Below are 21,976 nucleotides of genomic sequence, written 5' to 3'. Positions count from 1 at the left end.
TCGAACCGTATTCAATCGCCGCTAGTCGGCGCGCAACCCATCGAAGTACAGCGCCCGCTCCTCGTCCGCTGCCGGGGTCGTCACCAGCGACACGCCGACCGTACCGACGAGTCCGAGCCCCATCCCGACGATCCCTGCCGTCCACCCCGCGTAGGAGCTCGGCACAATCGCTGTGAACAGGCTCGCGAGGTAGAACAGCTGACTCGCCAGAATACCCGCCGTCATCCCCGCGCGTGTCGTCCGTCGCCAGTAGAGCGCCACTAGCACCGGCAGCGCAAGCTGTGCGAACTCGCTGAAGGCCGCATCACCCAGTTCGAACAGCGTCGCCGGATTCACCAGACTCACCAGGAACGACGCCGTCGCGAAGACGACCACGCCAACCCGCGCGACGAAGTCCTCACGCTGTGCTGAAATCGACTGGATATCGGACCGGTACTCGAGTACCGGCCGGTAGAGGTCCCGCGTGAAGTACGACGAGCCGGAGAGCAACATTGAGTCCGAGGAAGACATCATCGCGGCCATCGCGCCGGCGATGACGAGCGCGGCGAACCAGACGGGGGTGTACTCGGCGAGGACGATTGGGAGGACGTTCCCGCCCTCCGGAATCGTCACATCGAGGCCGCGTGCCCACGCGCCGATCATGAACGAGGGGACGAAGAGGAGGACACAGAGGATGGGCCAGAGGGCGAACGACCGTTTGAGGACGGTTCGAGAGCCGGCGGCGAAGAAGCGCTGGTTCACCTGCGGAAACATCGCGACGCCGAAGCCGATCGTGATCGCGGTCGAGAGCATCCACTGGGGCGTGTAGTAGTCACTGCCGAGTGCGAGATGCTGTGCTGCCTCCGCCTCGAGTGCTGCAGTCGCGCTCGTTGGTCCGCCGACGACAGCGAGCAGCCAGAGCAGGGCCACCCAGGTTATGACGAGCATGAACGCGCCCTGGAGGGTGTCGGTCCAGGCGATACCGCGCATGCCGGCGAGGACGACGTACAGGATCATGAATACCGTAATCAGCCCGGCACCAGCCCAGTAGGGGATTGCACCCCCCGTCAACGCTGTGAGCGCGGTGCCAGCGCCGACCTGCTGGAGCATCACGTAGGGAAAGAGCCAGACGAGGCTGATTCCAGCCACGAGTCCGCGGAACCACGTCGCACCGAACCGGTCGCCGAGCATCTCACCGAGTGTGACGTAGCCGTGGTTCTGGCCCAGCAGCCACTGTTTGTAGCCGATTACGTACCAGAGAATCGCGAAGATGATGCCGTCCATCAGCCCCATGACGAGCACCCACTCGGGGCCTTGCTGGTAGGCGATGTTTGGTCCGGCGAAGAAGGTAAACGCCGACAGAAGCGTCGCGAAGGTAGTAAACAGGAGAACGATCGTGCCAAAGGTTCGACTCGCGAGATAGAAGTCCTCTGCCGTCCGATCGGCTACCCGGTAGGCGACGAGTCCGATCGCGAGTGCGAGAACGAGGTAGCCGACGATGATGGCGAGTTGGAGCGCCAGCGTCACGGCTGGTCACCTCCGGTGTCGGTGTCGGTTCCGGTTCCGGTTCCCGAGGTCACATTACCGGTCTGCGTCGTTCCGTTGGGTTCGATACCGAGCCCCCAGGCACGTCGGCTGAAGAGCCAGAAGACGACCGAGGCGAGTCCCATCCAGCCGATGTGCCACCAGAGCCACAGCGGGATGCCGGCGACCGTCCTCGCGTCGTCCCAGAGGAACCACGGAATCGCGAGCGCACAGAGCACGACCGCGACCGCGAGCCAGCCGACGAGTTGCAGATGGCGCATACGCTGTGGTCGACACGCCCGTGAGTAATAACTTTCCTTCGACACGCGGTATCGAAGACTGTCGTTCTTCAACGGGTAACGGCGGTGCAGTCGTGCGGTTTTCGCTAGCTAAAACGGCTCTTTCACGTAGGAAAAGGAGTATATGTGTCGGCAAGAGAATGGGAAGTAGACCGATATGGCCCGTCTGTTCCCACGCCGGTCCGAGACCACCGCCCAGGACGGGCAACCGCGTGTCGTCGACCTCGAAGGTGAAGATGCCGACGCCGTTTTCAGCGCGCTCTCCTCGACGACGGCCCGTCAGATCTACTCCTGTCTCGACGACGATCCCGGTACCCCAAGCGACATCGCGGACGCCATCGACTCCTCGATTCAAAACGTCCGATACCACCTGGAGAACCTCGAAGAGGCCGGCCTGGTCGAGGTGGTCGACACCTGGTACTCCTCGCGTGGCAACGAGATGAGTGTCTACGCGACGACCGACGGCCCGTTGATCGTGACGAGTGACGAGTCTGCGGGCTCGCAGCTCAAAACCGCACTCTCCCGGCTCATCGGCGGTATCGGCGCGCTCGCCGGCGGGAGCCTGCTCGTGCAGTACGGACTTACGCAGTGGCTCGGTCCGGATGGTGCGGAGACCTGGGGTGCAGGAGCGCCAGGCGACGAGGCAGCGCCGGCAGCTGACGGCGATTCGGAGACGGACGACGGGACACAGCAGGATGGCACAGCAGCCGACGGAGATGACGGCGGCGAAGGAGACGAAACGGCTGCAGATGACGAGAGCGACGATACAGCGGACGATGGAGATGGTAACGGCGACGAAGACGGGTTCGGAACTGCCGAAGCAGACGAGGAAGAGGATACAGACGACGCAAGCGCTGCAGACGATGCAGATGACGAAGCAGCCGATGACTCGACCGCTGGCGACGATGTCGACACCACGGCTGACTCGTTTGATACGGAATACCAGACAGACGGCGGCGACGGCGGGTTCGAAAACGTAACGGACGGCGTTGCAGAGGCAGCAGACCCCATCCTCGCGACGGTTCCACCGGGACTGCTCTTCTTCCTCGGCGGTCTCGTCGTTCTCCTGGGTGTCTCGGCCTACTGGTACTGGCGAGCGTATCAGCCGATGCAGTAACGCTCGGCAACGAACGGGGTTGCCTGCTCCCGGCTCCACTGACAGTGACAGACAGCACCGTGACTCCCCGTCCAGTCTCCGAACCCCACAGCGGTCCCGAATGTCAACAGCTATTTGCCGTTCACGACCCAAATCTTCAGTAACCCGGTCTCTGCACGCGACTCTCGCGTCACCGCGCCCCGTCTGGGGCAGATCTCCCATGGAAGACACCTCGAAATACCTCATTCACGCGGACGTCACGGCTGACGGGGTCGTCGAGCGCAGCGACGTCGTCGGCGCAATCTTCGGCCAGACCGAAGGCCTCCTCGGCGACGAACTCGATCTGCGCGACCTCCGTCAGTCACAGAAAGTCGGACGCATCGACGTCGAAATCGCAAGCACACAGGGCCAATCTCACGGCAGCGTCACCATCGCGACCAGCCTGGACAAGGTCGAAACCGCGACCCTCGCCGCCTCCCTCGAGACCATCACTCGAGTCGGCCCCTGCCGCGCGACACTCGAGGTCCGCGAGATCGAGGATGTCCGAGCGGCCAAACGAAAGGAGGTCGTCGACCGTGCGAAGGAACTCCTGCGGACCGGCTTCGACGACTCCGTCATGTCCTCCGAGGAGATTCTTGCGGAGGTGCGCCAGCACGTCCGCGTCGAGGATATTACAGAGTACGAAGGGCTGCCCGCCGGCCCGCGCGTCACAGACAGCGACGCGATCATCGTCGTCGAGGGACGTTCGGACGTGCTCACGCTGCTCAAGTACGGCGTGAAAAACGCCATCGCGGTCGAGGGGACGAACATCCCAGATGCCGTTGCCGAACTGACGAACCACCGCACCGTCACAGCCTTTCTCGACGGTGACCGGGGTGGTGACCTCATTCTCGAAGAGCTCTCGCAGGTCGGCGATATCGACTACGTCGCGTTCGCCCCATCCGGAACCTCTGTCGAAGAACTCGACCACCATCAGCTGTTCACCTCACTTCGGAACAAGGTCCCCTACGACACCGTCTCCGGGTTGAACGAGCCCCGCGAGGCGGTGGCTGCGACGGACGGCAGCTCGAGTCCAGCGCCGGCACGAACAAACGCCAAAACGGGCCTTGCCCGCAGTGGAACGCAGGTTGGGTCGACCGAACCGGAGTCTACACGGACTGCTGGGACGACCGACCAGACCGAGCGTGCTCGTGCAAACGTGAGTTCGACCGACTCTGCGACGGCTCCAGCGGACACCGCGGATGCAACGGCAACGGCAACGGAAACGGCACCGGGTGTCGGGGACGCAGCCCACTCCGAGGGAGACGGCCAACAACACCCCGAACCAGCGGCCGACGCTGAGTCGGATCCGAACGACCTCGAAACGGTCTACGAACACGCAACCGCGATCATCCGCTCGGACACGGACCGCGTCCGATACCTGGACGACGAGAACGACGTCATCGACGAAATCGAGGCGAGTGACGTGTTCGACGATCTCGAGGATCTCGAGTCGGTTCCGACGACGGTCGTGCTCGATGGCATCCTCAGTCAGCAGCTCCTCGATCTAGCGGCTGACCGCGGTGTCGAGCGGATCATCGCCAAATCGCTCGGGCAGTTTACGAAGCGGCCCTCGGGCGTGCAGATTCACGCGATTGAGGACGTAGCGAGTGAGCCGCCGAGCTAAGGAACGGACCAAAAGAGTGGACCAAGGGGTTGCGCTGCGGTACGTCGGTGCGTCGTATCGGATTTCTCTGTCGGACGCTGCCCAATCACTGATCAGCCGAGGAGCGCGCCAGAAAACACCACCAGCAACAGCGCACAGACGACCGCACCGGAGAGCGTCGCGAGGAAGTTGACCCCCTGATTGCCGAGCAGTGAGCCCTCGAGTGTCGCCCCGAGTAGACTGTCGACGGTCATCCCGACGAAGCCGGCCGCGACGATGATCGCCGCGCCGAGGCCGCCGACGGCGGGAAAGAGCAGGTAGCTCAGTCCGCCGACGATGGTCGCACCGGCGAGGCCGGCGACCTCACCCTGCCAGGTCACGCCGCCGTCGGTGCCGGGTTCGACCGGCTCCAGCGTGGTGATCAGTCGTGGCGTCTCGAAGACGCTCCCGACTTCACTCGAGAGGGTGTCGCTCATCGCGGTCGCGACGGAGCCGGCGAAGGCGAACAGAAAGAGGTCGGCGGTGACCGGTAACAGCCCGGCCAGACTCGCGGCGTAGCCGAGAACGGCGGCGATGGCGACGGCGGCGTTGCCGAGAACGTTGCCGCTGCCGCGAGCACCGTTGTTGTCCTCGGCGACGCCGAGTTCCTCCTTACGGCCGTAGCGGAACTTCGTCGAGAGGCCGCCGATGCCGAAGAAGGCGATGAGAACGGCGAACCAGGCGTAGCCGCCGAGGACGATGGTGAGCAGGCCGAGGAGGACGCCGGTGATCATGCCTGCGATGGAGGCCGTCTCGAGTGCGTACGAGACGTATCCCAGCAGGGCGGTGATCGCGAGTGCGAGGACGATGTCGACGGTTCCGAGGCCAGGATCGAGTTCGGCGAGCAGCCAGAGCAGAAAGCCGGCAGAGAGCATGACGACGGGATCGTCGTAGATCAGGAAGACATCGCGCAAGAGTGCCGCGAGAAGCGCCCCGCTGGCTGCGAGAAAGAGCACGCTCGGCAGGGCGGATTCGATGGTCGCGGTAGCCGCGGCGGTCCCAGGTCCGCCAGACAGTGCGAGCAGCGTCACGACCTGGCCGAGGACTGCGGCCACGGTCGCGACGAGACAGAACGCAGTGACCGCGAGCACGTCGTTCTCGGAGCGGGAACGAACGAGCCGTTCTGCGAGGTTGCCGTAGCCAACGAGGAGGACAGTGCCGACGAGAACCGCAGTCGACATCGAGGTGTTGAACGCGACGAGGCCGAGTGCAACGGCTGCGAGAACGAACGTGATGAGGCCGTACAGACGGCGGTCCTCGTAGTCTCCGGGATAGGCCACCAGCTCGAAGAGCGGGCCGTCCGTGACGAGGAACGCGCCGAGTAAGACCACCGCTGCGACGGCGGTCGCGACCTCGATCCCAGCGAGCGGCACGGCGAGTACCAGCGTACTCAGCGCCGCGAAGACGCCGGCTCGCCGAACGGGTGATGTCACGATACCGGTGTCTTTCTGTGGCGGTTACTTGAAGGTTCCCGAACACGCCGCCGCCTCGTTTCACGGGTGACAGGTCCTGTCCGCGCCGATCCCCAGACTGGGACTGTACAGCCAGTGAGAGTGACCCGTAACCTGTATAGTATCGGACGCGGAAGCCGACCTGTGGGACTGTACGAACGCTACCTGGCTCGCCGCATCAGCCGGGACGACGCCGCCCTCCCTGAGCACATCGCACTCGTCATCACCGAACGCGACCTGCTTGAACGCGGTGCCTACGAGACGCTCGTCGAGTTCTTCGACTGGGCGTTCGAGTACGCCGACCGCGTCACCGTTTACGTCAGCGTCCTCGACGCCGCGGCGGTCCCCGCGCTGCGACGCGAACTCGAGACGATCGAAGCACCCCGTGACGTTGCGGTCCGCGGACCGGACGACCGGGACCCAGCGGACGCGCCGATCCAGATCGGAATCGGCCTCGGTGGGAAACACGAGTTCACGAGTGCAGTCCAAACGCTCGCAGAACGCGTCGAGGAGGGAACGCTCGAACCGGACGCCATCGACGACGACCGTGTCGAGGACCATCTGGTCTTTCCCTCGGAGCCCGATCTGGTCATCAAAACCGGCGCAGAGCGGCTCTCTGACTTCATGATCTGGCAGTCCGTCTACTCTGAACTGTACTTTACTGACGTTAACTGGCGCGATTTCCGCAAACGAGACTTCCTGCGCGCTGTCAGGGAGTACTGCAATCGCTCACGGCGATTCGGTCGGTAACGTCACCTTCGCGTGCACTGTACGTCTCTCGCCGCTTTCGCGTTCTTCAGCAATTCAGCCAATCCTCATGTTCGCGCGTCGCTCCCATTGTTGGTCCTCGTGTTCGTCCTCGTCTTCGTGTCCGTCACAGTCTCACCTCTGTCTTGATCCCAACCGCCATCTCACTCTCGACCGTGGCTTCTCGCTACCCCGACCGCGTTCGGGCTGCTGACTCACACCCCTCAGTGACGGACACCAGTAGCGACTCCGACTGCGGGTGCTCGAACGCGACCACTGGATCGTCCATTCGAACGATCTCCGATCGCGCATCGTACTCGAGTATCCGGTGGTCGTCGAGTTTCGGCAGGATGTTGTGGACGAGTTCGGCCGTGACCGTCTCCTGTGGATCGTCATCCCACTGGCTGGTGCGTTCGGCGAGCCAGTCGACTGAAACGGGTGCGTCACACGCGGAGAGGACGTGGAGGACGACGCGCAGCCGGCTGTTTGCCAGAAGCGCATACGCGTCGTCGAGTGCAACGTCCGTCAACCGTACGAACCGTTCGACGTCGACGGGAGCGGTGGCAGACGACATTCAGCTACTATTGTCATACTAATTAATAAAATACTTCTGGTTATCTGGACAACACGTTTGGCCGCAAACAGGCAGTGCAGCGGTGTGCAGTATAGGAACAACTGCAACGATTCACACACTGATCGCCGAGCAGGCTGGCGATCAGGTGTGCAGTGACTTGCAGTGGCTACTATAGCTCGTCTTGAAAGAACCCGGCTTCAGGTCAGTCTGCTGCTCGGCTACTCGAGTCCAGCCCGTCGTCGCTCGTTGTGGTCTCACCGGAGTCAGCAACGGCCGTCGTCTCCCGGTCGACACCCGCAGGACGTTCACCAACTGGGAGTGAATCACGGAATCGATTGACGACCGCCTGTGCGTCGGTTAGCTCCGGTTCGCTGACCGCCCCGAGCAGGGCAATCGCGCGCCGAGCGCGCGTGCGCCGCCAGGATTCCTTGCGGTGTTCGTAGGTTCGAATTCCGCGCAGGAAGTCGGCTTTCGAGAACTCGGGCCAGTAGGGCGTACAGAAGAACACGGCTGCCTCGTTGCCGTTCGCGTGCCAGGGGAGGAAGTTCGATGTTCGTTCCTCGCCACCGGGACGAATAATCAGATCGACGTCTCGAACTGGCTGATCGTACAGCCGTTGTTCGATCGTCTCGACATCGATTTCGTCGGGGTCGATTTCGTCCGCGTTGACATCTCTTGCGACGCCGCGAGCGGCTTCGAGCAGTCGTGACCGACCGCCATAGGCGAGTGCAATGTTGAGTACGAACTGATCGTACTCCTGTGTGCGGCGCTCGGCATATGCAACGGCGTCCCGGACGTGTTCAGGGAGCAGGTCGATTTCACCGATCGCCTGGATACAGACCTCGTTGTCGTGCACCCGTTCGGCGTCTGCGAACTCGGTCAACTTCTCACAGAGCAGTTCGTACAGCGCCTCACGCTCGTCTTCAGGGCGATTGAAGTTCTCCGTGGAAAAGGTGTACAGCGTCAACTCCTCGACGCCGATATCCTGGCACCACTCGAGTACCCGCTCGGTCGTATCGGCACCGGCGCGGTGGCCCTCGTGGGCGTCGCCGCCGTGCTGGCGGGCGTACCGTCGGTTCCCGTCCTGAATCACGGCGACGTGGGTTGGTGCACCGGAAATCTCACGGGAGAGCAACCGCTCGTACGCTGCATCGACGCGTCGACGAAACCACCGCTTCATCAGTCAATGAGACGGCGTCGGGGACTATGTGTCTTGTGTGGTATTCTCCGACAGTGAAAGTATGCGCAAGGGTAACACACATGTCTCCACTGCCGGTGAGTGGGCGACTGCTCCGGCGTTGTTCCGGCTGCTGTGAGGCCATCGCTCCGTCGAACCGTGACGGCTATCAGTCCGCACGTTCTCGCTTCGACCAATGAGTAACGCGATCGACAACGATCTGTACCAGCGGACCAAGGCGCTCCTTGAACCGGGCGAGATCCAACTCAACGGCGCGATTGTTCACACCGAGTACGAGGGGAGCGAGGACGTCCAGATGATGCAAGCGACGATCGACATCGGAGACATTATCGCCGAACACTCAGGACATGATCCACAGGACTGCTACGTTTACTCGGGCAACGACGATACGGACTTCTCCTCGAATCAGCACCAGGGGCTCACGCTAGACGACGAGGAGTTCGTCTGGGAGTGCCAGCAACTGCTGCGAAACGGCAGTTTCGCCATCGTCATCTACTACAAGGGAAGCGCCGACCACGACGCTATTCTCGCGGATATCGAAGCGCTCGGCTTCGACGTAACCGGCGTCGAAGGCGACTGAGTCGTTCGTTTTCGCGTTCGTCCCGTACAGTCTCCGAATCGGACCACTGGCTCTTGGCTGCACCCATATGTTTTTATCCCTACTATTCGATGAGGGATCCATGTCCCTCCGGACGAACACACTCATCGCAGCGATCGGTGCCGCACTCATCGGCCTCGTTGTCTCGCTCCTCCAGCTGTCGCCCGGCTATGCAGCCATGCAACTCAGTGACGGACACTGGCAGTGGCTTCCCCGCCTCGGATCGACGGCTGAAACGATGGTGCTCTATCACGGCATCATCGACGCGACGGCCTTTCTCCTCGGCATTGGCGGTCTCTTCGGCCTCGGCTACCGATTCGGTGTCCCACTCGAGTCCAGCACGCAGTTCGGGTGCTTTGCAGTAGCTGTCGGCCTCGGGGCGCTCGCCGGTGCGCTGGTGCCAGTCGTTGTCGTCTTTGGTGCCGCGGTCTTCGCCGGCGGCTCGTCCATTTTTGCGACGGTCGGGCAGCTGTTCACGGTCGATTTCCCGTCGACGTTGCTGGCTATAGGCCGCCCACTCGGGTTCGGGATCCAGTCTGCGCTGGTCGGCTGCGCTGGCGCGGCGCTCGCGACGGTCGCCAACCGTGGTGACGACAATCGTGGTGACGAAGCAGTGCAAACAGGATCGGTGACGTAGCGACATCGACCCCGTTTCTCACCACTCGCTTCGAATTGCGATCCCGGTATAACTGACTTCGAGTTCACTACAACGGCGACTCCCCGCTGGAATCCATTTCACACAGTGATGGGAGACCCTCGTTCCGATCGGCCGGCGAATGCGGGTTCAGGTTCCAGTTCGAGTCCACAATCGAAGTCGGGATCAGAATCGACCCCACAGCCACTCTCCGTCGATCAGGCTGTCACCCTCCTCCGTGATCCACACCGTCGACTGGTGCTCGCCCATCTCGCCGATCACGAACGCCGACTGACCGTCAACGACCTGGCGAAAGCCAGTATCGACCGCGGTTACGAAGCGTCGATCCTCGACGTTCCGAGTCGGACCATCACGTCCGTCTTCATCTCGCTCCAGCACACGCACCTTCCGAAACTCGCCGACGCGGGTCTCATCGACTACGACAGCGCGCGCGGGCTGGTCACACCAACCGACACGTTCGAACACATACTGCCGTACCTCGAGTCGACTGTTGTACTCGAGTAGCCGATCGCTGTCGCAGTTGCGCCGAGTCTATACTCCGTTACTCCCGTCACTCTTCGTGGGCGGTCACCCAACCCCGAGTCGCTTATGCTCCGCCAGTCGTGACTCACCAGTATGAACGCCGACGTCGACCTCACGGATCGCGAGCGGGCCGTCGTCAACGCCTATCAGGGCGGCTTCCCCGTCGTGGAACGCCCCTTCGAACCTGCTGCAAGCGCCATGCGCGACCGCGGGGTCGATATTGATGAGACGGAGCTACTCGAGACGGTCCAGGATCTGGACGAGCGCGGTGTCCTCTCCCGGTTCGGCCCGCTGGTCAACGCCCAGGAAATCGGCGGTGCGGCGACGCTCGTCGCGATGCACGCCCCCGAAGACCGGTTCGACGAGGTCGTCGAGCAGGTCAACGCCCACCGCGAGGTCGCGCACAACTACGAGCGCGAGCACCCGCATCTGAACGTCTGGTTCGTCGTGAGTGTCGCAGACGAGCAGCGGGTCTCCGAGGTGCTCGCTGCAATCGAGGACGAAACCGGCCAGGAGACGTACAACCTGCCCAAGCAACAGGAGTTCCGCGTCGAGGCGAAGTTCTACGTGGACGGCCCACTCGATGGATCCAGTGAGAACGAGACGGACGCCGGCATCGATCTCACGAAACTGGGGCCTGACGTCCAGCTACGCGACGAGTCCACGCTGTCGCCCGCCGAACGTGACCTCGTCCTCGAGATCCAAGACGGCCTGCCGCTCACCGAGACGCCGTACGCCGACGTGGCTGACGCCATCGGACAGGAACTCGAGTGGGTCCTCCAAACCGCCAAGCGATTCGAGCAGGAGGGGAAGATCCGACGCATTGGCGTCGTGCCGAACCACTACGCACTCGGCTACACGGAGAACGGGATGACGGTCTGGAACGTCCCGGACGACCTTGTGGGCGAGGTCGGTCCCGAAATCGCCTCGCTGCCGTTCGTCACACACTGTTACGAGCGCCCGCGCCACGAGGGTGTTTGGCCGTACAACTTCTTCGCGATGACGCACGGCCGCAGCGAGGCAGAGAGCGAGCGCCGGATCGAGCAGGTTCGCGATACGATGACGGAGTATTGGGACGTCACGGACGAAGACTGGGACTCGCTGTTCTCGACGCAGATTTTGAAGAAGACCGGAATCAGGCTCGACGAGCGCGCGGCCGCGAATACGCGGACCGAGTAACTGACGCTCTCCCCATCTCACAGCACTACCGATGATTCCACTCCTCCACGACTTTGCCGACGCGACGGTGTTGATCTTCGGCGGCGGTCCCGTCGGCGCGCGGAAGGCCCGCCGATTCGCTCGAGAGGCCGAGGTGATCGTCGTCAGTCCCGACTTCGCAGCTAGTGAGTTCGGCGGCGCTGAACGCTGTCGTGCTACCCCCGCCCCCGACGAAATTCCGGGCTGGCTCGAGCGCACGACGCCGGCGCTGGTCGTCGCCGCAACCGACGACGAAGCGGTCAACGACGCAATCGTCACCGCGGCCCGCGAGCGTGGCGTCCTCGTCAACCGCGCTGATCGGGCCGGCGACCGCGACCCGGGCAGCGTCGTCGTCCCCGCGACGGTCCGCGAGGATCCCGTCGTCGTCTCCATCGCGACCGGCGGCACCGCTCCCGCGCTGAGCAAGTACCTGCGACAGGAACTCGAGGAGACACTCGAGGGCGCGGGCGAAATGGCGACGCTCTGTGGCGAGTTGCGCGCGGAACTCAAGGCACAGGAGGTGCCATCGGCCCGCCGGCGCGAGCTCGTCACCGATGTCGTCAATTCTCCGGCGGTTTGGACAGCTTTACGTGCTGGAGATCCGAATGCACGACAAGTGATTGAGGACGTGCTGGGCGAGGACTATCTATCGAAGGGTGAGCAGCCGTGATTCCGGCGGGTGTCGTCACCGCGGGTCGCGTCACACACGAGAGCGGGACCGTCGACGATCTCGCGGCCGCAAGTCCGGACAGCCAGCAGGCTGCCGTCGCGGATCTCTGCTCGGTGCCCGAGATCGACGAGGCGTACGTGCTCTCGACGTGCAACCGCGTCGAAGCATACGTCGTTTCCGCCGACCCCGTCATCGGCCGCACAGCGCTCTCTGAATTCTTCGCTGGTGTCGATGACGATGACCCACTCGTTATCACCGACCACGACGACAGCCTCACACATCTGCTTCGCGTCGCAGCCGGACTCGAGTCCGTCGTCCTCGGCGAGGACCAGATCATCGGCCAGGTTCGCACAGCTTACGAGGACGCCCGCGCCGCCGGTGGTATCGGCACCATGCTGGAACCGGCCGTCACGAAGGCGATTCACGTCGGCGAACGCGCCCGAACCGAGACCGAGATCAACGAGGGCGTCGTCTCGCTCGGCTCGGCCGCGACCCGACTTGCCGGCCAGACGCTCCCGCTCGAGGGCGCGAACGCACTCGTCGTCGGTGCAGGCGAGATGGGGCAACTGGCCGCACGCAGCCTCGCCGACGCCAGCGTCGACGAACTCGTCGTCTCGAACCGGACCGTCTCGCGCGCCGAACACCTCCTCTCGGACATCGAGCACGACGATGTTCGTGCGGTTCCACTCGAGTCCCTCGACACGCTCGCGACGAGCGCGGACGTGATCGTGGCAGCGACCGGCAGCGACGAGCCGGTGGTCGGCCGGCAGCACTTCGTCGGGACGGACGGCGAGGACGCTGCATCAACGCCCGAAGACGAACGCGTCGTCGTCGACCTCGGCCAACCGCGAGACGTCGATCCGGCGATCGACGCACTCGACGACGTTACGGTCTACGACTTAGACGACCTCGAGACGATTACCGAGGAGACGCGCGAGCAGCGCGCCGACGCTGCACGAGAGGTCGAGGCGATGATCGACCACGAGTTCGACCTGCTTTGTGAGCAGTACAAGCGCGCCCGCGCCGACGAGGTCATCGGCGCGATGTACGAATCCGCGGCCCGGATCAAACAGCGGGAGCTCGAGACGGCGCTCTCCCAACTCGAGGGCGAGTCGTTCACGCCGGCCCAGCGCGAGGTTGTCGAGGCGATGGCCGACGCGCTGGTGAATCAGTTGCTCGCGCCGCCGACGCGGAGTCTGCGGGAGGCCGCAGCCGAGGACGACTGGAGTACGATCAACACTGCCTTGCAGCTGTTCGATCCCGATTTCGGCGACGAGGATGGGCCGTCGCTGCTGGAACGAACGCAGGCTGCACAGCGCACGGAGGCGGCGTTCGAGGCGACTGACGACGACTGATCGGACTGCGGACTGCGAAATGCGGGCTGCGGGCTGCGGACTGATTTCTACTGATTGATTAGAAACCGGCTGGTAGCGATTGGACACTCGAGTACCCGCTGGTGCTGGAACCGGTCACTCACAACGGCGAGGCCGAAATCTACTGCTATCTTTGAACAGCGAGAGAATCCCACCGTTTACGGTGGGCGTGAATCACGTCGCTGGACGACACAATCTACTGTCGGTGGCAGGCTGGATATTCCACGATAATCCACACCATTAAGTTGGATTATCTACATAGGCTATACATGGCGATCGAGGTCACTCGAACCTATGTTGGTTCCATCCAGAACCAGCGACAGGTCTGCGATGGCCTCGATTCGCTCGGAGACGCCGCCTCGAAAATCTGGAACGTCGCACGCTGGACAATCGATCGCATCTGGGATGTAATCGGCGAGATCCCTGATGAAGGAACGTTGAAAGCGTACATGAAGAACCAACCGTGCTGGAAAGACCTGAACGCACAATCCAGTCAGAAAGTCATCGAAGAACTTTCTGACGCTTTCCAGTCGTGGTTCGACCTGCGACAGAACGACGCCAAGGCGAATCCGCCCGGCTACCGCAAACACGGCGACAAACGACCCAAGAGTACGGTCACGTTCAAAGCAGATGGCTTCAAACACGACCCCGAGAACAATCGCGTCCGACTGTCGAAAGGGTCGAATCTGAAAGAGACCTGGGCGGACTTCCTGCTCTGCGAGTATCAGACTCGTCCCGACGTTGACCTCACCGAAGTCAACACGGTACAGAACGTTCGTGCCGTTTGGAACGGCGACGAGTGGGAACTGCACTTCGTCTGCAAAGTCGAACTCGAAACCAACGATTCCGCAGGCGACGGCGTAGCAGGTATCGATCTTGGTATTACGAACATCTCCACGGTTGCATTCCCTGACGAGTACGTCCTGTTCCCCGGCAACTCCCTTAAACAGGACAAGCACTACTTCACGCGAGCAGAGTATGACACCGAGGGAGATAACGGCCCGTCTGAGAAATCGATGTGGGCGCGTCGAAAGCTCACAGAGCGGGAGACACACTTCTACCACGTCCTCACAGACACCATTATCTCCGAGTGTGTTGAACGCGGTGTTGGAACGCTGGCAGTGAGTTGGCCTGAAGACGTGCGTGAGTCCGACTGGGGGAAGACCGCCAACAAGAAGTTGCACTCGTGGGCGTTCGACCGCATCTATCAGTACCTCGCGTACAAGGGTGAGAGACGCGGTGTTGAAGTGCTGAAGGAAAACGAGTGGGACACCTCGAAAACGTGCTCACGGTGTGGCGACGATACGAGATCGAACCGCGTAGAGCGTGGCCTGTACGTCTGCTCGTCGTGTGCCTTGGTAGCCAACGCGGATTGCAACGGAGCGGAGAATATGCGCCAGAAGATAACTCCGAGTCCTCACGGCGAGGATAGGAGTAACGGCTGCGTGGCTCAGCCATCGACATACTTGTTCGACCGCGAGAGCGGGATGTTTCGTACGAGAGAACAGGTCGTGTCGTAGACCGGCAAATATCCCACCCTGCGGGACGGGAAGCCGCCGCCCTTGAGGGCGCGGAGGATGTCACCAGGACTCTCTCACGGGTGAGTGGGCCGAAGGCATACAGTGAGTTCCGAACGTATCACGTAACCCGACATGGCACAATCATTATTTGAGTGGCCTTCGTTCGGAGGAGTATGGCTGATCTCTTGGCAGACGACGAAATCGAGGCACAGCTTCCGGACGAGTGGGACCGGGACGGCGACGAGATCGTTCGCGTCTACGAGTTCGACGACTACCTCCGTGGCGTCAACTTCGCGCAGATGGTCGGCGAGATCGCCGAATCGCAGTTCCACCATCCCGAGATCACGATTCGGTACTCGGAAGTCGAGATCCGGCTGACCTCCCACGAGGAAGGCGGCATTACGGATGCAGATACGGAGATGGCAGAGTTGATCGAGTCCGAGCACAACGCGTAGTACAGCCCGCGTACTGCGAAGGAAAATTACGCACCAAGCACGCATCGCGCACCGCGTCACCGCTCCGCAGTTCTTCGACCCTGCCCGCTGAGCGGCCTCACTGTTCGTCAGTTCACCCGTCAAGTCGTCAGTCGCGACCGCCACTGGCACCAGCACCCGTGAGTTGCCACCTCCATCATTGAGTAGCTGGAACGCATCAGGAACGGACGATGCACGGACAGTACGTCTTCAGGGTTCGCGTTCGGCTCCAGCCCGCACAGCCCGGCATTTCACTCGAGCCTGGGACGGAGACGACCACCGTTACCGTCACTCGCGAGGCACCGGAGCCGGGAACCGGTGGCTGGCGATTCTTCCGGGATACGCTCTGGCGCGGCGAAGTTGCGGACGAAGCTCACGCGCGCCGACTCGCCGAGGACTGGCTCGGTTTGCCCGTCGAAGACGTCTCGTTCAGCGAACTGCAGGCCGACGAGGCGTACATCGATGCGCTAAAGGAAGAAATCGCGGCCGACCTGCCGGCGTTCAAGGCCGACACCGTCTCCGAAGTGCTCTCGAAGTACCTCGGCTCGAGTATCCGCGTCGAGAGTGGCACGGACTGAGCGCTGTCCCGGCCGCGAACACCACCCGCAAATTGGTCAGCAAATCGGTACACATTTACTCACGAAAACCGTACGTCTGTGTCCCGATGGCCACCCAGACCGTGCACGATGGCGACGAGTACGACTTCTGGCTGCTCGACCTCGACGGCACACTCGTCGACGTCGAGTGGTCCTACACCCGTGGCGTCTTCGACCGCGTCGGCGACCGCCTCGGCCGCGAGTTCACGGACCAGGAAGCCGACATCCTCTGGAACGGCCTGACCGGCTCGCGCGACCGACAGCTACTCGAGTGGGGAATCGATCCGCGGGAGTTCTGGGACGCGTTTCACGCCGAGGAGGATCCGCAGGTGCGGGCCGAGCAGACGTATCTGCACGAGGACGCGGCGTTCGTTGCCGAACTCGACACACCGGTCGGGCTGGTTACGCACTGCCAGGAGTTCCTCTGCGAACCGGTGCTCGACCACGTCGGTATCCGCGACTGGTTCGACGCGCGGCTGTGCTGTACTGAGCAGACGGGCTGGAAGCCGGATCCGCAGCCGGTCCAGCGGGTGATGGACGACCTTGGCGTGTCAGGAAACGGCCACCGCGGCGTGCTCGCGGGCGACGGCGCGAACGACGTGGGTGCGGCCTGGAACGCAGGCCTCGATGCGATCCACGTCGAGCGCGTCGGCCACGACCGCCGCGGACAGTGTGTCCTCGGTGATCACCGCGTCGAGACGTTCGACGACCTCTTTTGAACTAGCTGCGGCCTGCTCGGTGCTCCCTGGCGCTTGCCACGACGAGTCGTGCAGTAGCGCCCAGTCAGGACTGCTCGACGTGCTGTAGCTCTTCGTTGACCAGCGTCTCGTACGCCCGCCGGAAACGCTCGGACAGCGCCTGGTGGGAGATCCCCAGCTCGGCCGCTAGCTCCTCCATCGAGATACTCCGTGGAATTTCGAAGTAGCCGTACTCGAGTGCGGCCTCGAGCGCTTCTTGCTGTTCGGGGGTGAGCCGAGTCTCGCCGCCGCTCGACTGGGCGATATCGGTGATCCGCCGCAGGTCGACGTTGGTCCCCGACTCCGTCAGGCGGTCGTAGGCGTCGGTTAACGTTTCGCGGTCACGGTATCTGACTCTGGCTTGCCACCAGCCGTCGTTCCCCCACATCTCGAGCAGTGAGCCGCCGTCGACCAGGAGCGTCTCACAGAGCTCGTCGGTGCCCGCACCGTCGACGAACTCGACGTCGAACAGCAGTCTCGAATCCGACTCCACGAGCAGGTCGTACTCGAGTACGACGGGATCGGTGTCGAACGCGTCCGTGGCCTGCTCGCGGTCGACGTTTGCGACCCAGAGACAGGGCCTGGTTTTCGAGACCGACGACTCGAGTTCGAAGGTGATCTCGGGGGTGTGTTCGAACGCGGTCACGAGGGTATTTTCGGTGGCCGGAAGCCGAAGCTCGGCTATCGTCGACATCACGCTACGTACACCGGCATCCCCTAAAAATAGCTGTTCACGGCGTGCTGACTGTCTTCTGTTAGGATATACACTACGCGGTTGGTTCGTTCTGGATCGTGTTCGCTTGGACCCGTGTTCGTCGCAGTCAGTGACACGCTGGCTCCGTAGCGCTCACTAACTCTTGTCGGCTATAGCGACAGCTCCCGCGTCACACATGGCTACAGCCTTCCGTCGTCCACAACACCCTCCGCAAGCACGGACTCGAGTTCCCGCACGCTCGCTTTCTCCACGCGGTCCGGGTTCGCGAGCACGCGCATCGTCTGGGTGCCGAGTGGAACGTACTCGAGTGAGAGTCGCTCCGCAGTGTCGCGCAGGCCGAGTGCGGCGTCAGCCTCACCCGCAATAACCCGTCTGGCGGGACTCTCGTGGGCACGCAGGCCGACGTCGAAGCCGTTGATGTGGGTGGCGAGGTCGTGGTGGTCGGTTTTCGCTCCCGTTTCCGTCTCTGCACCCCGTTCTTCCACGAGGTCAGCGAGTGCTCGCTCGAGGCTCGTGCGGAGGCCGGAGTCCGACGTTCGGTTGACGAACTGCAGGTCTCGGTCGACCAGATCGTCGAGGCCGTCGATCTCGTCGGGGTTGCCCGCGCGGACGATGAGCCCCCAGTCACGCTCCCAGCTGCTGAGTTCGGTCGCCTCGAGCTCCTGTTCGCGCCCGCTCGGACCAGCGACGACGGCTACGTCCGGAATACCCTCTCGGAGCCGCCGGAGACCGGGTCGGGAGCCCACCGAGAGATATCGGGGGTTGTCGAGCCTGTCGAGTACACGGTTGAGCGTGGGATCGTCCTCGCCGACGCCGAGCAGCGTGGGCGGACGAACGTCGGGCGAGAAGAGCTGTACGTCGACGGACTCGCCGCGTTCGAGGTAGTCCGTCTCTGGGCCGACCTCGACGACGCCGTCGGCTTCGGCGAGGCTGGTCGTCGCGCCGCTGCCCTTGTCGACGGGGTAGACGAGGGTGTCACCGGCACTGACACCGACACCGGCATCGACACCAGAATCAGCACCGCCGCCGTTACTGTCGCTGTTACTGTTACCGTCCCCATCGGTGACGAGCCCCACCGGCATCAGCCGGAGTCGGCCCTCGCCGTAGCGCTCGTCGCGGGCCATTCGGCCGGTGACGGTCGCCGATTCGGGCTCGGGAAGCCCGGCCGCCTCCCGGATCGACGGCGCGACGAACGTTCGGAAGACCATCATCGCCGAGACGGGGTAGCCCGGCAGCCCGACGTACGCGGAGGAATCCAGTCGGCCGACGAGCATCGGTTTCCCCGGCTTGACGCTCACGCCGTGGAGCAGCAGTTCCCCCTGCTCTTCGATGACGCGATAGATCACGTCGACCGCGCTCGCGCTGGTCGATCCCGAGGAGAGCACGAGGTCACACTCCGCGGCGGCCTCGCGGAGAATTCGTTCCATCTCGTCCTGTTCGTCGCCCGCGTGGGGGTAGAGGACCGCTTCGCCGCCCGCGTCCTCGACGCCGGCTGCGATCGTGTAGCTGTTCACGTCGTAGATCTCGCCGCGGGCGCTCTCGAGGTCTCCGCCGGGTCGCACCAGTTCGTCGCCCGTCGAGACGATGCCGACGCGCGGTTTGCGCCGGACGGGCACCTCGTCGATCCCGAGCGCGGAGAGGAGGCCGATGTCTCGCGGCGTGATGCGGGTTCCGGGGCCGAGTGCGCGCTCGCCGGCAGCGACGTCCGCGCCGGCGAACATGACGTTGTCGCCAGGAGCGACGGAGGTACGGACCAGTACTGTCCCGTTGCTCTCGTGGTCCTCGCCGCTCTCATCGTTCTCGTCGTGCCTACCGGTCGTGCCGGCCTCGCCGGTCCCGCTCCCAACGTCCGTCCGCTCCACCGGCACCATCGCATCCGCCCCATCCGGCATCACCGCTCCCGTCGAAATCTCGGCCGCCTGGCCGGACTCGAGTACAACTCCTGGCTCCTCGCCGGCGTGGACCGTACCGACCACGTCGAGTTCGGCCGGGTCGGCCTCGTCCGAGCCGAACGTATCCCGTGCGTTGAGCGCGTAGCCGTCCAGACTGGCCCGATCGAAGCCGGGCACGTCGAGTTCTGCGTCGAGCCGTGCAATCAGGACGCGGCCGCGTGCGTCCTCGAGTGGCACGCGTTCGACGCCGCCCTCGATCGACAGCGAGTTGATCGCCTCGCGGGCCTCCGTCGGGGAGGCGAGGTCGCGAAACTCCTTGCGGTTCATACGGGCCCTTCGCAGGCGGACGGTAAAAACGTCAGTTGCTTACTGGCTTACCGGCGGCCACAGCCGCCAGCGGGCTCCCAGTTCTCCACCAGAACCGTCTCTCCCTCGGGTATCCCCTCCCGATCGTCGTCGACGACGACCCAGCCGTCCGCGAGCGCGACACTCGAGAGGACGCCCGAGCCGCTGGCTCGAGTTGGTGTTGCGGTGTGCGCGGGTCCGTCCGGTGCGTCACCGTTGTCACCGCTGTGCGTCAACTGCACGCGGGCGAACGTTCGCGTCCCGGGTTCGCTGGGAATCTTGCGCTCGAGTCGAGCCCGCGTCGTCGGATGCGGCTCCGGCTCGGTCCCGGCGAGCCAGTGAAGCACCGGTCGGAGGAACTGCACGGCGTTGATGATACAGGCGACCGGATAGCCCGGCAGCGCGAGGACAGGGGTGTCTTCAACGATTCCAAGGCAGACGGGATGGCCGGGCTTGAGGCCGACGCCGTGGACGAGCACCTCGCCGAGGTCGTCGATTACCTCGGGCAGCAGGTCGCGCTCGCCGACCGAGGAGCCGCCGGTCGTCACCACGACGTCTTTCGTCAGGTCGCGCTGAATCGCGACGCGGAGGGACTCTCGGTCGTCCGTGACGACATCGCGGTAGGTCGCGCGCCCGCCCCAGCGCTCAACCAGCCGCGAGACGGTGAGGCCGTTGGTTTCGATGACCTCGCCCGGCTCCGGATCGTGTTCGACGAGTTCCTCGCCGGTCGGGATGACGCCCACCGTCGGCTGCGCCGCGACCTCGACCTCGGTGCGACCAACTGAGCGCAGCAAGCCGAGATCCGATGGTCGGAGTCGGTGGCCTGCATCGTAGAGGTGCTGTCCCGCTTCGACGTCCTCGCCCACTGGTGCGACGTTCTCCCCCTCCGCGACGGCGTCGGTGATCTCGAGTTCCCCCGTCGACGCGACCGTCTCGACGTGCTCGATCATCACGACCGCGTCTGCCCCCTCGGGGAGCGCACTGCCCGTGTGGACCCGCGTCGCGGTTTCGGGCGTAACGGGTGCGTCGGTTACTGTCTCGTCGCCACGGCCCTCGTTCGACCGCAGCACCGCCGGCGAGCGCTCGCTCGCACCGAACGTATCCGCAGCGCGAACGGCGTAACCGTCCATCGCCGCCCGCTCGTAGTGTGGCACGTTCCGGCCGGCCTCGACCGGCGCTGCGAGCACGCGACCGTCGGCGGACTCGAGTGGCACGGAGTCCGTGCCGATTGGTGGCTCCGTGTCCTCGGCCACCCTTCCGTGGCGGTCGTCGATCGCCTCCCTGAGTAGCTGGCGCGCCTCCTCGACCGGGGTTCGGACCTTGAACCCGGCTTCGGTGCGCTCGCGGTCGGCTCCTTTCATATCCTGTAGCGGGTCGCGGGGCGTCAAAAGCGTAGGGGACGACTGCCGTCGGCTGCCCCTTCTGTAAGCGGAGATGCGGGCTACGCTGGCCGCGGACGGGATGACCGCGACCGCGGGCTTTTTCGTATCGGCGTTCGAACCTGTATCTATGCCAGCGCTCCGCGACGCCCTGCGGGATCTTACCGAGGACGTCTTCTTCGATCTTCTCGAGAGCGACGAGTCGTACCTGCTCGTTCTCGACGTGCCGGGAATCACCGCCGACTCGCTCGACTGCGTCGTCGAGGACGGCCAGCTCGCGATCACAGCCCAGCGCGAGAAAGACACACCCGATGGCTACCAGTATCTCGAGGAGAACCGGTCGCTACTCGTCGACGTCGAACTGCCGCTGCCGAACGATGTGCAGACGACAGCGATCGAGACGGACGCCGTCGTCGAGCGCGGGGTACTCGAGATCACGCTGCCGAAGGCGACGACCGAGGAGACGACGATCGACATCGTTGAGGAGACCGGTGCCGACGATGACGAGACTGGAGGTGTCGGCGCTGACACCGACGCGGACGCCGATATCGATGTTAATACCGACGCCGACGCCAATACTGGTACTGGCACTGGCACTGATGCCGCTCCTGATACCGATCGCGACACTAACGCCAACACCGACAGCAACACGACCACCGACAGCGACACTGACACCGACGAACCGAGGTGACCGAGGCTGGGCTCTCTGCGTGCGTACAAACGATTCGTCCTCGTCGCCTGGCAGTTCCTCC

Annotated in this window: 22 protein-coding genes; 14 read left to right on the top strand and 8 right to left on the bottom strand. The window is 63.7% G+C overall.

What is annotated here, in order from left to right:
* Nucleotides 1-21: 21 nt before the first annotated feature.
* A complete protein-coding gene (locus BBD46_RS04470) occupies nt 22-1,506 on the bottom strand; it encodes a sodium:solute symporter family protein (protein ID WP_071400552.1) in 1,485 nt (494 codons plus the stop codon).
* A complete protein-coding gene (locus BBD46_RS04465; RefSeq protein WP_071400551.1) occupies nt 1,503-1,784 on the bottom strand; it encodes a DUF3311 domain-containing protein in 282 nt (93 codons plus the stop codon). Before BBD46_RS04465 ends, BBD46_RS04470 begins: the two co-directional genes overlap by 4 nt.
* A 175-nt stretch (nt 1,785-1,959) precedes the next feature.
* On the opposite strand from BBD46_RS04465, the gene BBD46_RS04460 reads away from it, so the two are divergent.
* A complete protein-coding gene (locus BBD46_RS04460; RefSeq protein ID WP_071400550.1) occupies nt 1,960-2,919 on the top strand; it encodes an ArsR/SmtB family transcription factor in 960 nt (319 codons plus the stop codon).
* Nucleotides 2,920-3,118: 199 nt separating this feature from the next.
* Complete coding sequence (dnaG, locus tag BBD46_RS04455) at nt 3,119-4,564, top strand: DNA primase DnaG (RefSeq protein WP_071400549.1); 1,446 nt, start codon at nt 3,119-3,121, stop codon at nt 4,562-4,564.
* A gap of 92 nt (nt 4,565-4,656) precedes the next feature.
* Here dnaG and BBD46_RS04450 read toward each other — a convergent pair whose 3' ends face one another.
* Nucleotides 4,657-6,015, bottom strand: a complete 1,359-nt coding sequence (locus BBD46_RS04450) for a DUF92 domain-containing protein (protein WP_071400548.1) — start codon at nt 6,013-6,015, stop codon at nt 4,657-4,659.
* Between the two features lie 162 nt (nt 6,016-6,177).
* On the opposite strand from BBD46_RS04450, the gene BBD46_RS04445 reads away from it, so the two are divergent.
* Nucleotides 6,178-6,783 carry an undecaprenyl diphosphate synthase family protein gene (locus BBD46_RS04445; RefSeq protein WP_071400547.1) on the top strand — a complete coding sequence of 202 codons (606 nt, stop codon included), beginning with the start codon at nt 6,178-6,180 and terminating at the stop codon, nt 6,781-6,783.
* A gap of 184 nt (nt 6,784-6,967) precedes the next feature.
* Here the strand turns inward: BBD46_RS04445 and BBD46_RS04440 are convergent, their stop codons facing one another.
* Both BBD46_RS04440 and uppS read right to left on the bottom strand, forming a co-directional pair.
* Nucleotides 6,968-7,354, bottom strand: a complete 387-nt coding sequence (locus BBD46_RS04440) for a DUF7344 domain-containing protein (protein ID WP_071400546.1) — start codon at nt 7,352-7,354, stop codon at nt 6,968-6,970.
* 202 nt (nt 7,355-7,556) lie between these two features.
* A complete protein-coding gene (gene uppS, locus BBD46_RS04435; protein WP_071400545.1) occupies nt 7,557-8,534 on the bottom strand; it encodes a polyprenyl diphosphate synthase in 978 nt (325 codons plus the stop codon).
* 193 nt (nt 8,535-8,727) lie between these two features.
* Here uppS and BBD46_RS04430 point away from each other — a divergent pair, with 193 nt between their 5' ends.
* From BBD46_RS04430 to BBD46_RS04385, 10 genes are all read left to right on the top strand, one after another.
* Complete coding sequence (locus tag BBD46_RS04430) at nt 8,728-9,132, top strand: DUF5778 family protein (protein ID WP_071400544.1); 405 nt, start codon at nt 8,728-8,730, stop codon at nt 9,130-9,132.
* Between the two features lie 100 nt (nt 9,133-9,232).
* A complete protein-coding gene (locus tag BBD46_RS04425) occupies nt 9,233-9,787 on the top strand; it encodes a hypothetical protein (RefSeq protein WP_071400543.1) in 555 nt (184 codons plus the stop codon).
* Between the two features lie 108 nt (nt 9,788-9,895).
* A complete protein-coding gene (locus tag BBD46_RS22100; RefSeq protein WP_139173497.1) occupies nt 9,896-10,309 on the top strand; it encodes a DUF7344 domain-containing protein in 414 nt (137 codons plus the stop codon).
* Nucleotides 10,310-10,420: 111 nt separating this feature from the next.
* Nucleotides 10,421-11,506 carry an Lrp/AsnC family transcriptional regulator gene (locus BBD46_RS04415; RefSeq protein WP_071400542.1) on the top strand — a complete coding sequence of 362 codons (1,086 nt, stop codon included), beginning with the start codon at nt 10,421-10,423 and terminating at the stop codon, nt 11,504-11,506.
* Nucleotides 11,507-11,537: 31 nt separating this feature from the next.
* Nucleotides 11,538-12,194 carry a precorrin-2 dehydrogenase/sirohydrochlorin ferrochelatase family protein gene (locus tag BBD46_RS04410; RefSeq protein WP_071400541.1) on the top strand — a complete coding sequence of 219 codons (657 nt, stop codon included), beginning with the start codon at nt 11,538-11,540 and terminating at the stop codon, nt 12,192-12,194.
* A complete protein-coding gene (gene hemA, locus BBD46_RS04405) occupies nt 12,191-13,549 on the top strand; it encodes a glutamyl-tRNA reductase (protein WP_071400540.1) in 1,359 nt (452 codons plus the stop codon). Before BBD46_RS04410 ends, hemA begins: the two co-directional genes overlap by 4 nt.
* A gap of 287 nt (nt 13,550-13,836) precedes the next feature.
* Nucleotides 13,837-15,087 (top strand): RNA-guided endonuclease InsQ/TnpB family protein, encoded by a 1,251-nt coding sequence (locus BBD46_RS04400; RefSeq protein WP_071400539.1) that lies wholly within the window; start codon nt 13,837-13,839, stop codon nt 15,085-15,087.
* Between the two features lie 173 nt (nt 15,088-15,260).
* The gene (locus BBD46_RS04395) at nt 15,261-15,542 is read left to right on the top strand and encodes a 4a-hydroxytetrahydrobiopterin dehydratase (RefSeq protein WP_006652438.1); all 282 of its coding nucleotides are present in this window, start codon (nt 15,261-15,263) and stop codon (nt 15,540-15,542) included.
* Nucleotides 15,543-15,751: 209 nt separating this feature from the next.
* On the top strand, nt 15,752-16,138 hold the full coding sequence (gene lwrS, locus BBD46_RS04390; protein WP_071400538.1) for an LWR-salt protein: 387 nt from the start codon (nt 15,752-15,754) through the stop codon (nt 16,136-16,138).
* Between the two features lie 86 nt (nt 16,139-16,224).
* Entirely contained in the window at nt 16,225-16,875 is a 651-nt protein-coding gene (locus tag BBD46_RS04385; protein WP_071400537.1) for an HAD family hydrolase, read from the top strand.
* A 64-nt stretch (nt 16,876-16,939) separates the two neighbouring features.
* Here BBD46_RS04385 and BBD46_RS04380 read toward each other — a convergent pair whose 3' ends face one another.
* The 3 genes from BBD46_RS04380 to glp form a co-directional block, all read right to left on the bottom strand.
* Nucleotides 16,940-17,587, bottom strand: a complete 648-nt coding sequence (locus BBD46_RS04380) for a helix-turn-helix domain-containing protein (RefSeq protein ID WP_071400536.1) — start codon at nt 17,585-17,587, stop codon at nt 16,940-16,942.
* Nucleotides 17,588-17,787: 200 nt separating this feature from the next.
* A complete protein-coding gene (locus tag BBD46_RS04375) occupies nt 17,788-19,827 on the bottom strand; it encodes a molybdopterin biosynthesis protein (protein ID WP_071400535.1) in 2,040 nt (679 codons plus the stop codon).
* 47 nt (nt 19,828-19,874) lie between these two features.
* Complete coding sequence (gene glp / locus BBD46_RS04370) at nt 19,875-21,206, bottom strand: gephyrin-like molybdotransferase Glp (RefSeq protein WP_071400534.1); 1,332 nt, start codon at nt 21,204-21,206, stop codon at nt 19,875-19,877.
* Between the two features lie 148 nt (nt 21,207-21,354).
* Here glp and BBD46_RS04365 point away from each other — a divergent pair, with 148 nt between their 5' ends.
* Entirely contained in the window at nt 21,355-21,915 is a 561-nt protein-coding gene (locus tag BBD46_RS04365) for an Hsp20/alpha crystallin family protein (RefSeq protein ID WP_071400533.1), read from the top strand.
* Nucleotides 21,916-21,976: the final 61 nt, after the last annotated feature.

It is taken from the genome of Natrialba sp. SSL1 (assembly GCF_001861355.1).
Classification (GTDB): Archaea; Halobacteriota; Halobacteria; order Halobacteriales; family Natrialbaceae; genus Natrialba.
This window is presented reverse-complemented; position numbering and strand designations above follow the sequence as displayed.

What these genes read in the sequence shown, in the direction of transcription:
- BBD46_RS04410 (WP_071400541.1), top strand. Translation starts at nt 11,538, where the DNA reads ATGATTCCACTCCTCCACGACTTTGCCGACGCGACGGTGTTGATCTTC.
- BBD46_RS04440 (WP_071400546.1), bottom strand. Translation starts at nt 7,354, where the DNA reads ATGTCGTCTGCCACCGCTCCCGTCGACGTCGAACGGTTCGTACGGTTG.
- BBD46_RS04385 (WP_071400537.1), top strand. Translation starts at nt 16,225, where the DNA reads ATGGCCACCCAGACCGTGCACGATGGCGACGAGTACGACTTCTGGCTG.
- BBD46_RS04365 (WP_071400533.1), top strand. Translation starts at nt 21,355, where the DNA reads ATGCCAGCGCTCCGCGACGCCCTGCGGGATCTTACCGAGGACGTCTTC.
- BBD46_RS04460 (WP_071400550.1), top strand. Translation starts at nt 1,960, where the DNA reads ATGGCCCGTCTGTTCCCACGCCGGTCCGAGACCACCGCCCAGGACGGG.
- BBD46_RS04375 (WP_071400535.1), bottom strand. Translation starts at nt 19,827, where the DNA reads ATGAACCGCAAGGAGTTTCGCGACCTCGCCTCCCCGACGGAGGCCCGC.
- BBD46_RS04415 (WP_071400542.1), top strand. Translation starts at nt 10,421, where the DNA reads ATGAACGCCGACGTCGACCTCACGGATCGCGAGCGGGCCGTCGTCAAC.
- BBD46_RS04425 (WP_071400543.1), top strand. Translation starts at nt 9,233, where the DNA reads ATGTCCCTCCGGACGAACACACTCATCGCAGCGATCGGTGCCGCACTC.
- uppS (WP_071400545.1), bottom strand. Translation starts at nt 8,534, where the DNA reads ATGAAGCGGTGGTTTCGTCGACGCGTCGATGCAGCGTACGAGCGGTTG.
- BBD46_RS22100 (WP_139173497.1), top strand. Translation starts at nt 9,896, where the DNA reads ATGGGAGACCCTCGTTCCGATCGGCCGGCGAATGCGGGTTCAGGTTCC.
- BBD46_RS04400 (WP_071400539.1), top strand. Translation starts at nt 13,837, where the DNA reads ATGGCGATCGAGGTCACTCGAACCTATGTTGGTTCCATCCAGAACCAG.
- BBD46_RS04430 (WP_071400544.1), top strand. Translation starts at nt 8,728, where the DNA reads ATGAGTAACGCGATCGACAACGATCTGTACCAGCGGACCAAGGCGCTC.
- dnaG (WP_071400549.1), top strand. Translation starts at nt 3,119, where the DNA reads ATGGAAGACACCTCGAAATACCTCATTCACGCGGACGTCACGGCTGAC.
- BBD46_RS04465 (WP_071400551.1), bottom strand. Translation starts at nt 1,784, where the DNA reads ATGCGCCATCTGCAACTCGTCGGCTGGCTCGCGGTCGCGGTCGTGCTC.
- BBD46_RS04380 (WP_071400536.1), bottom strand. Translation starts at nt 17,587, where the DNA reads ATGTCGACGATAGCCGAGCTTCGGCTTCCGGCCACCGAAAATACCCTC.
- glp (WP_071400534.1), bottom strand. Translation starts at nt 21,206, where the DNA reads ATGAAAGGAGCCGACCGCGAGCGCACCGAAGCCGGGTTCAAGGTCCGA.
- lwrS (WP_071400538.1), top strand. Translation starts at nt 15,752, where the DNA reads ATGCACGGACAGTACGTCTTCAGGGTTCGCGTTCGGCTCCAGCCCGCA.
- BBD46_RS04395 (WP_006652438.1), top strand. Translation starts at nt 15,261, where the DNA reads ATGGCTGATCTCTTGGCAGACGACGAAATCGAGGCACAGCTTCCGGAC.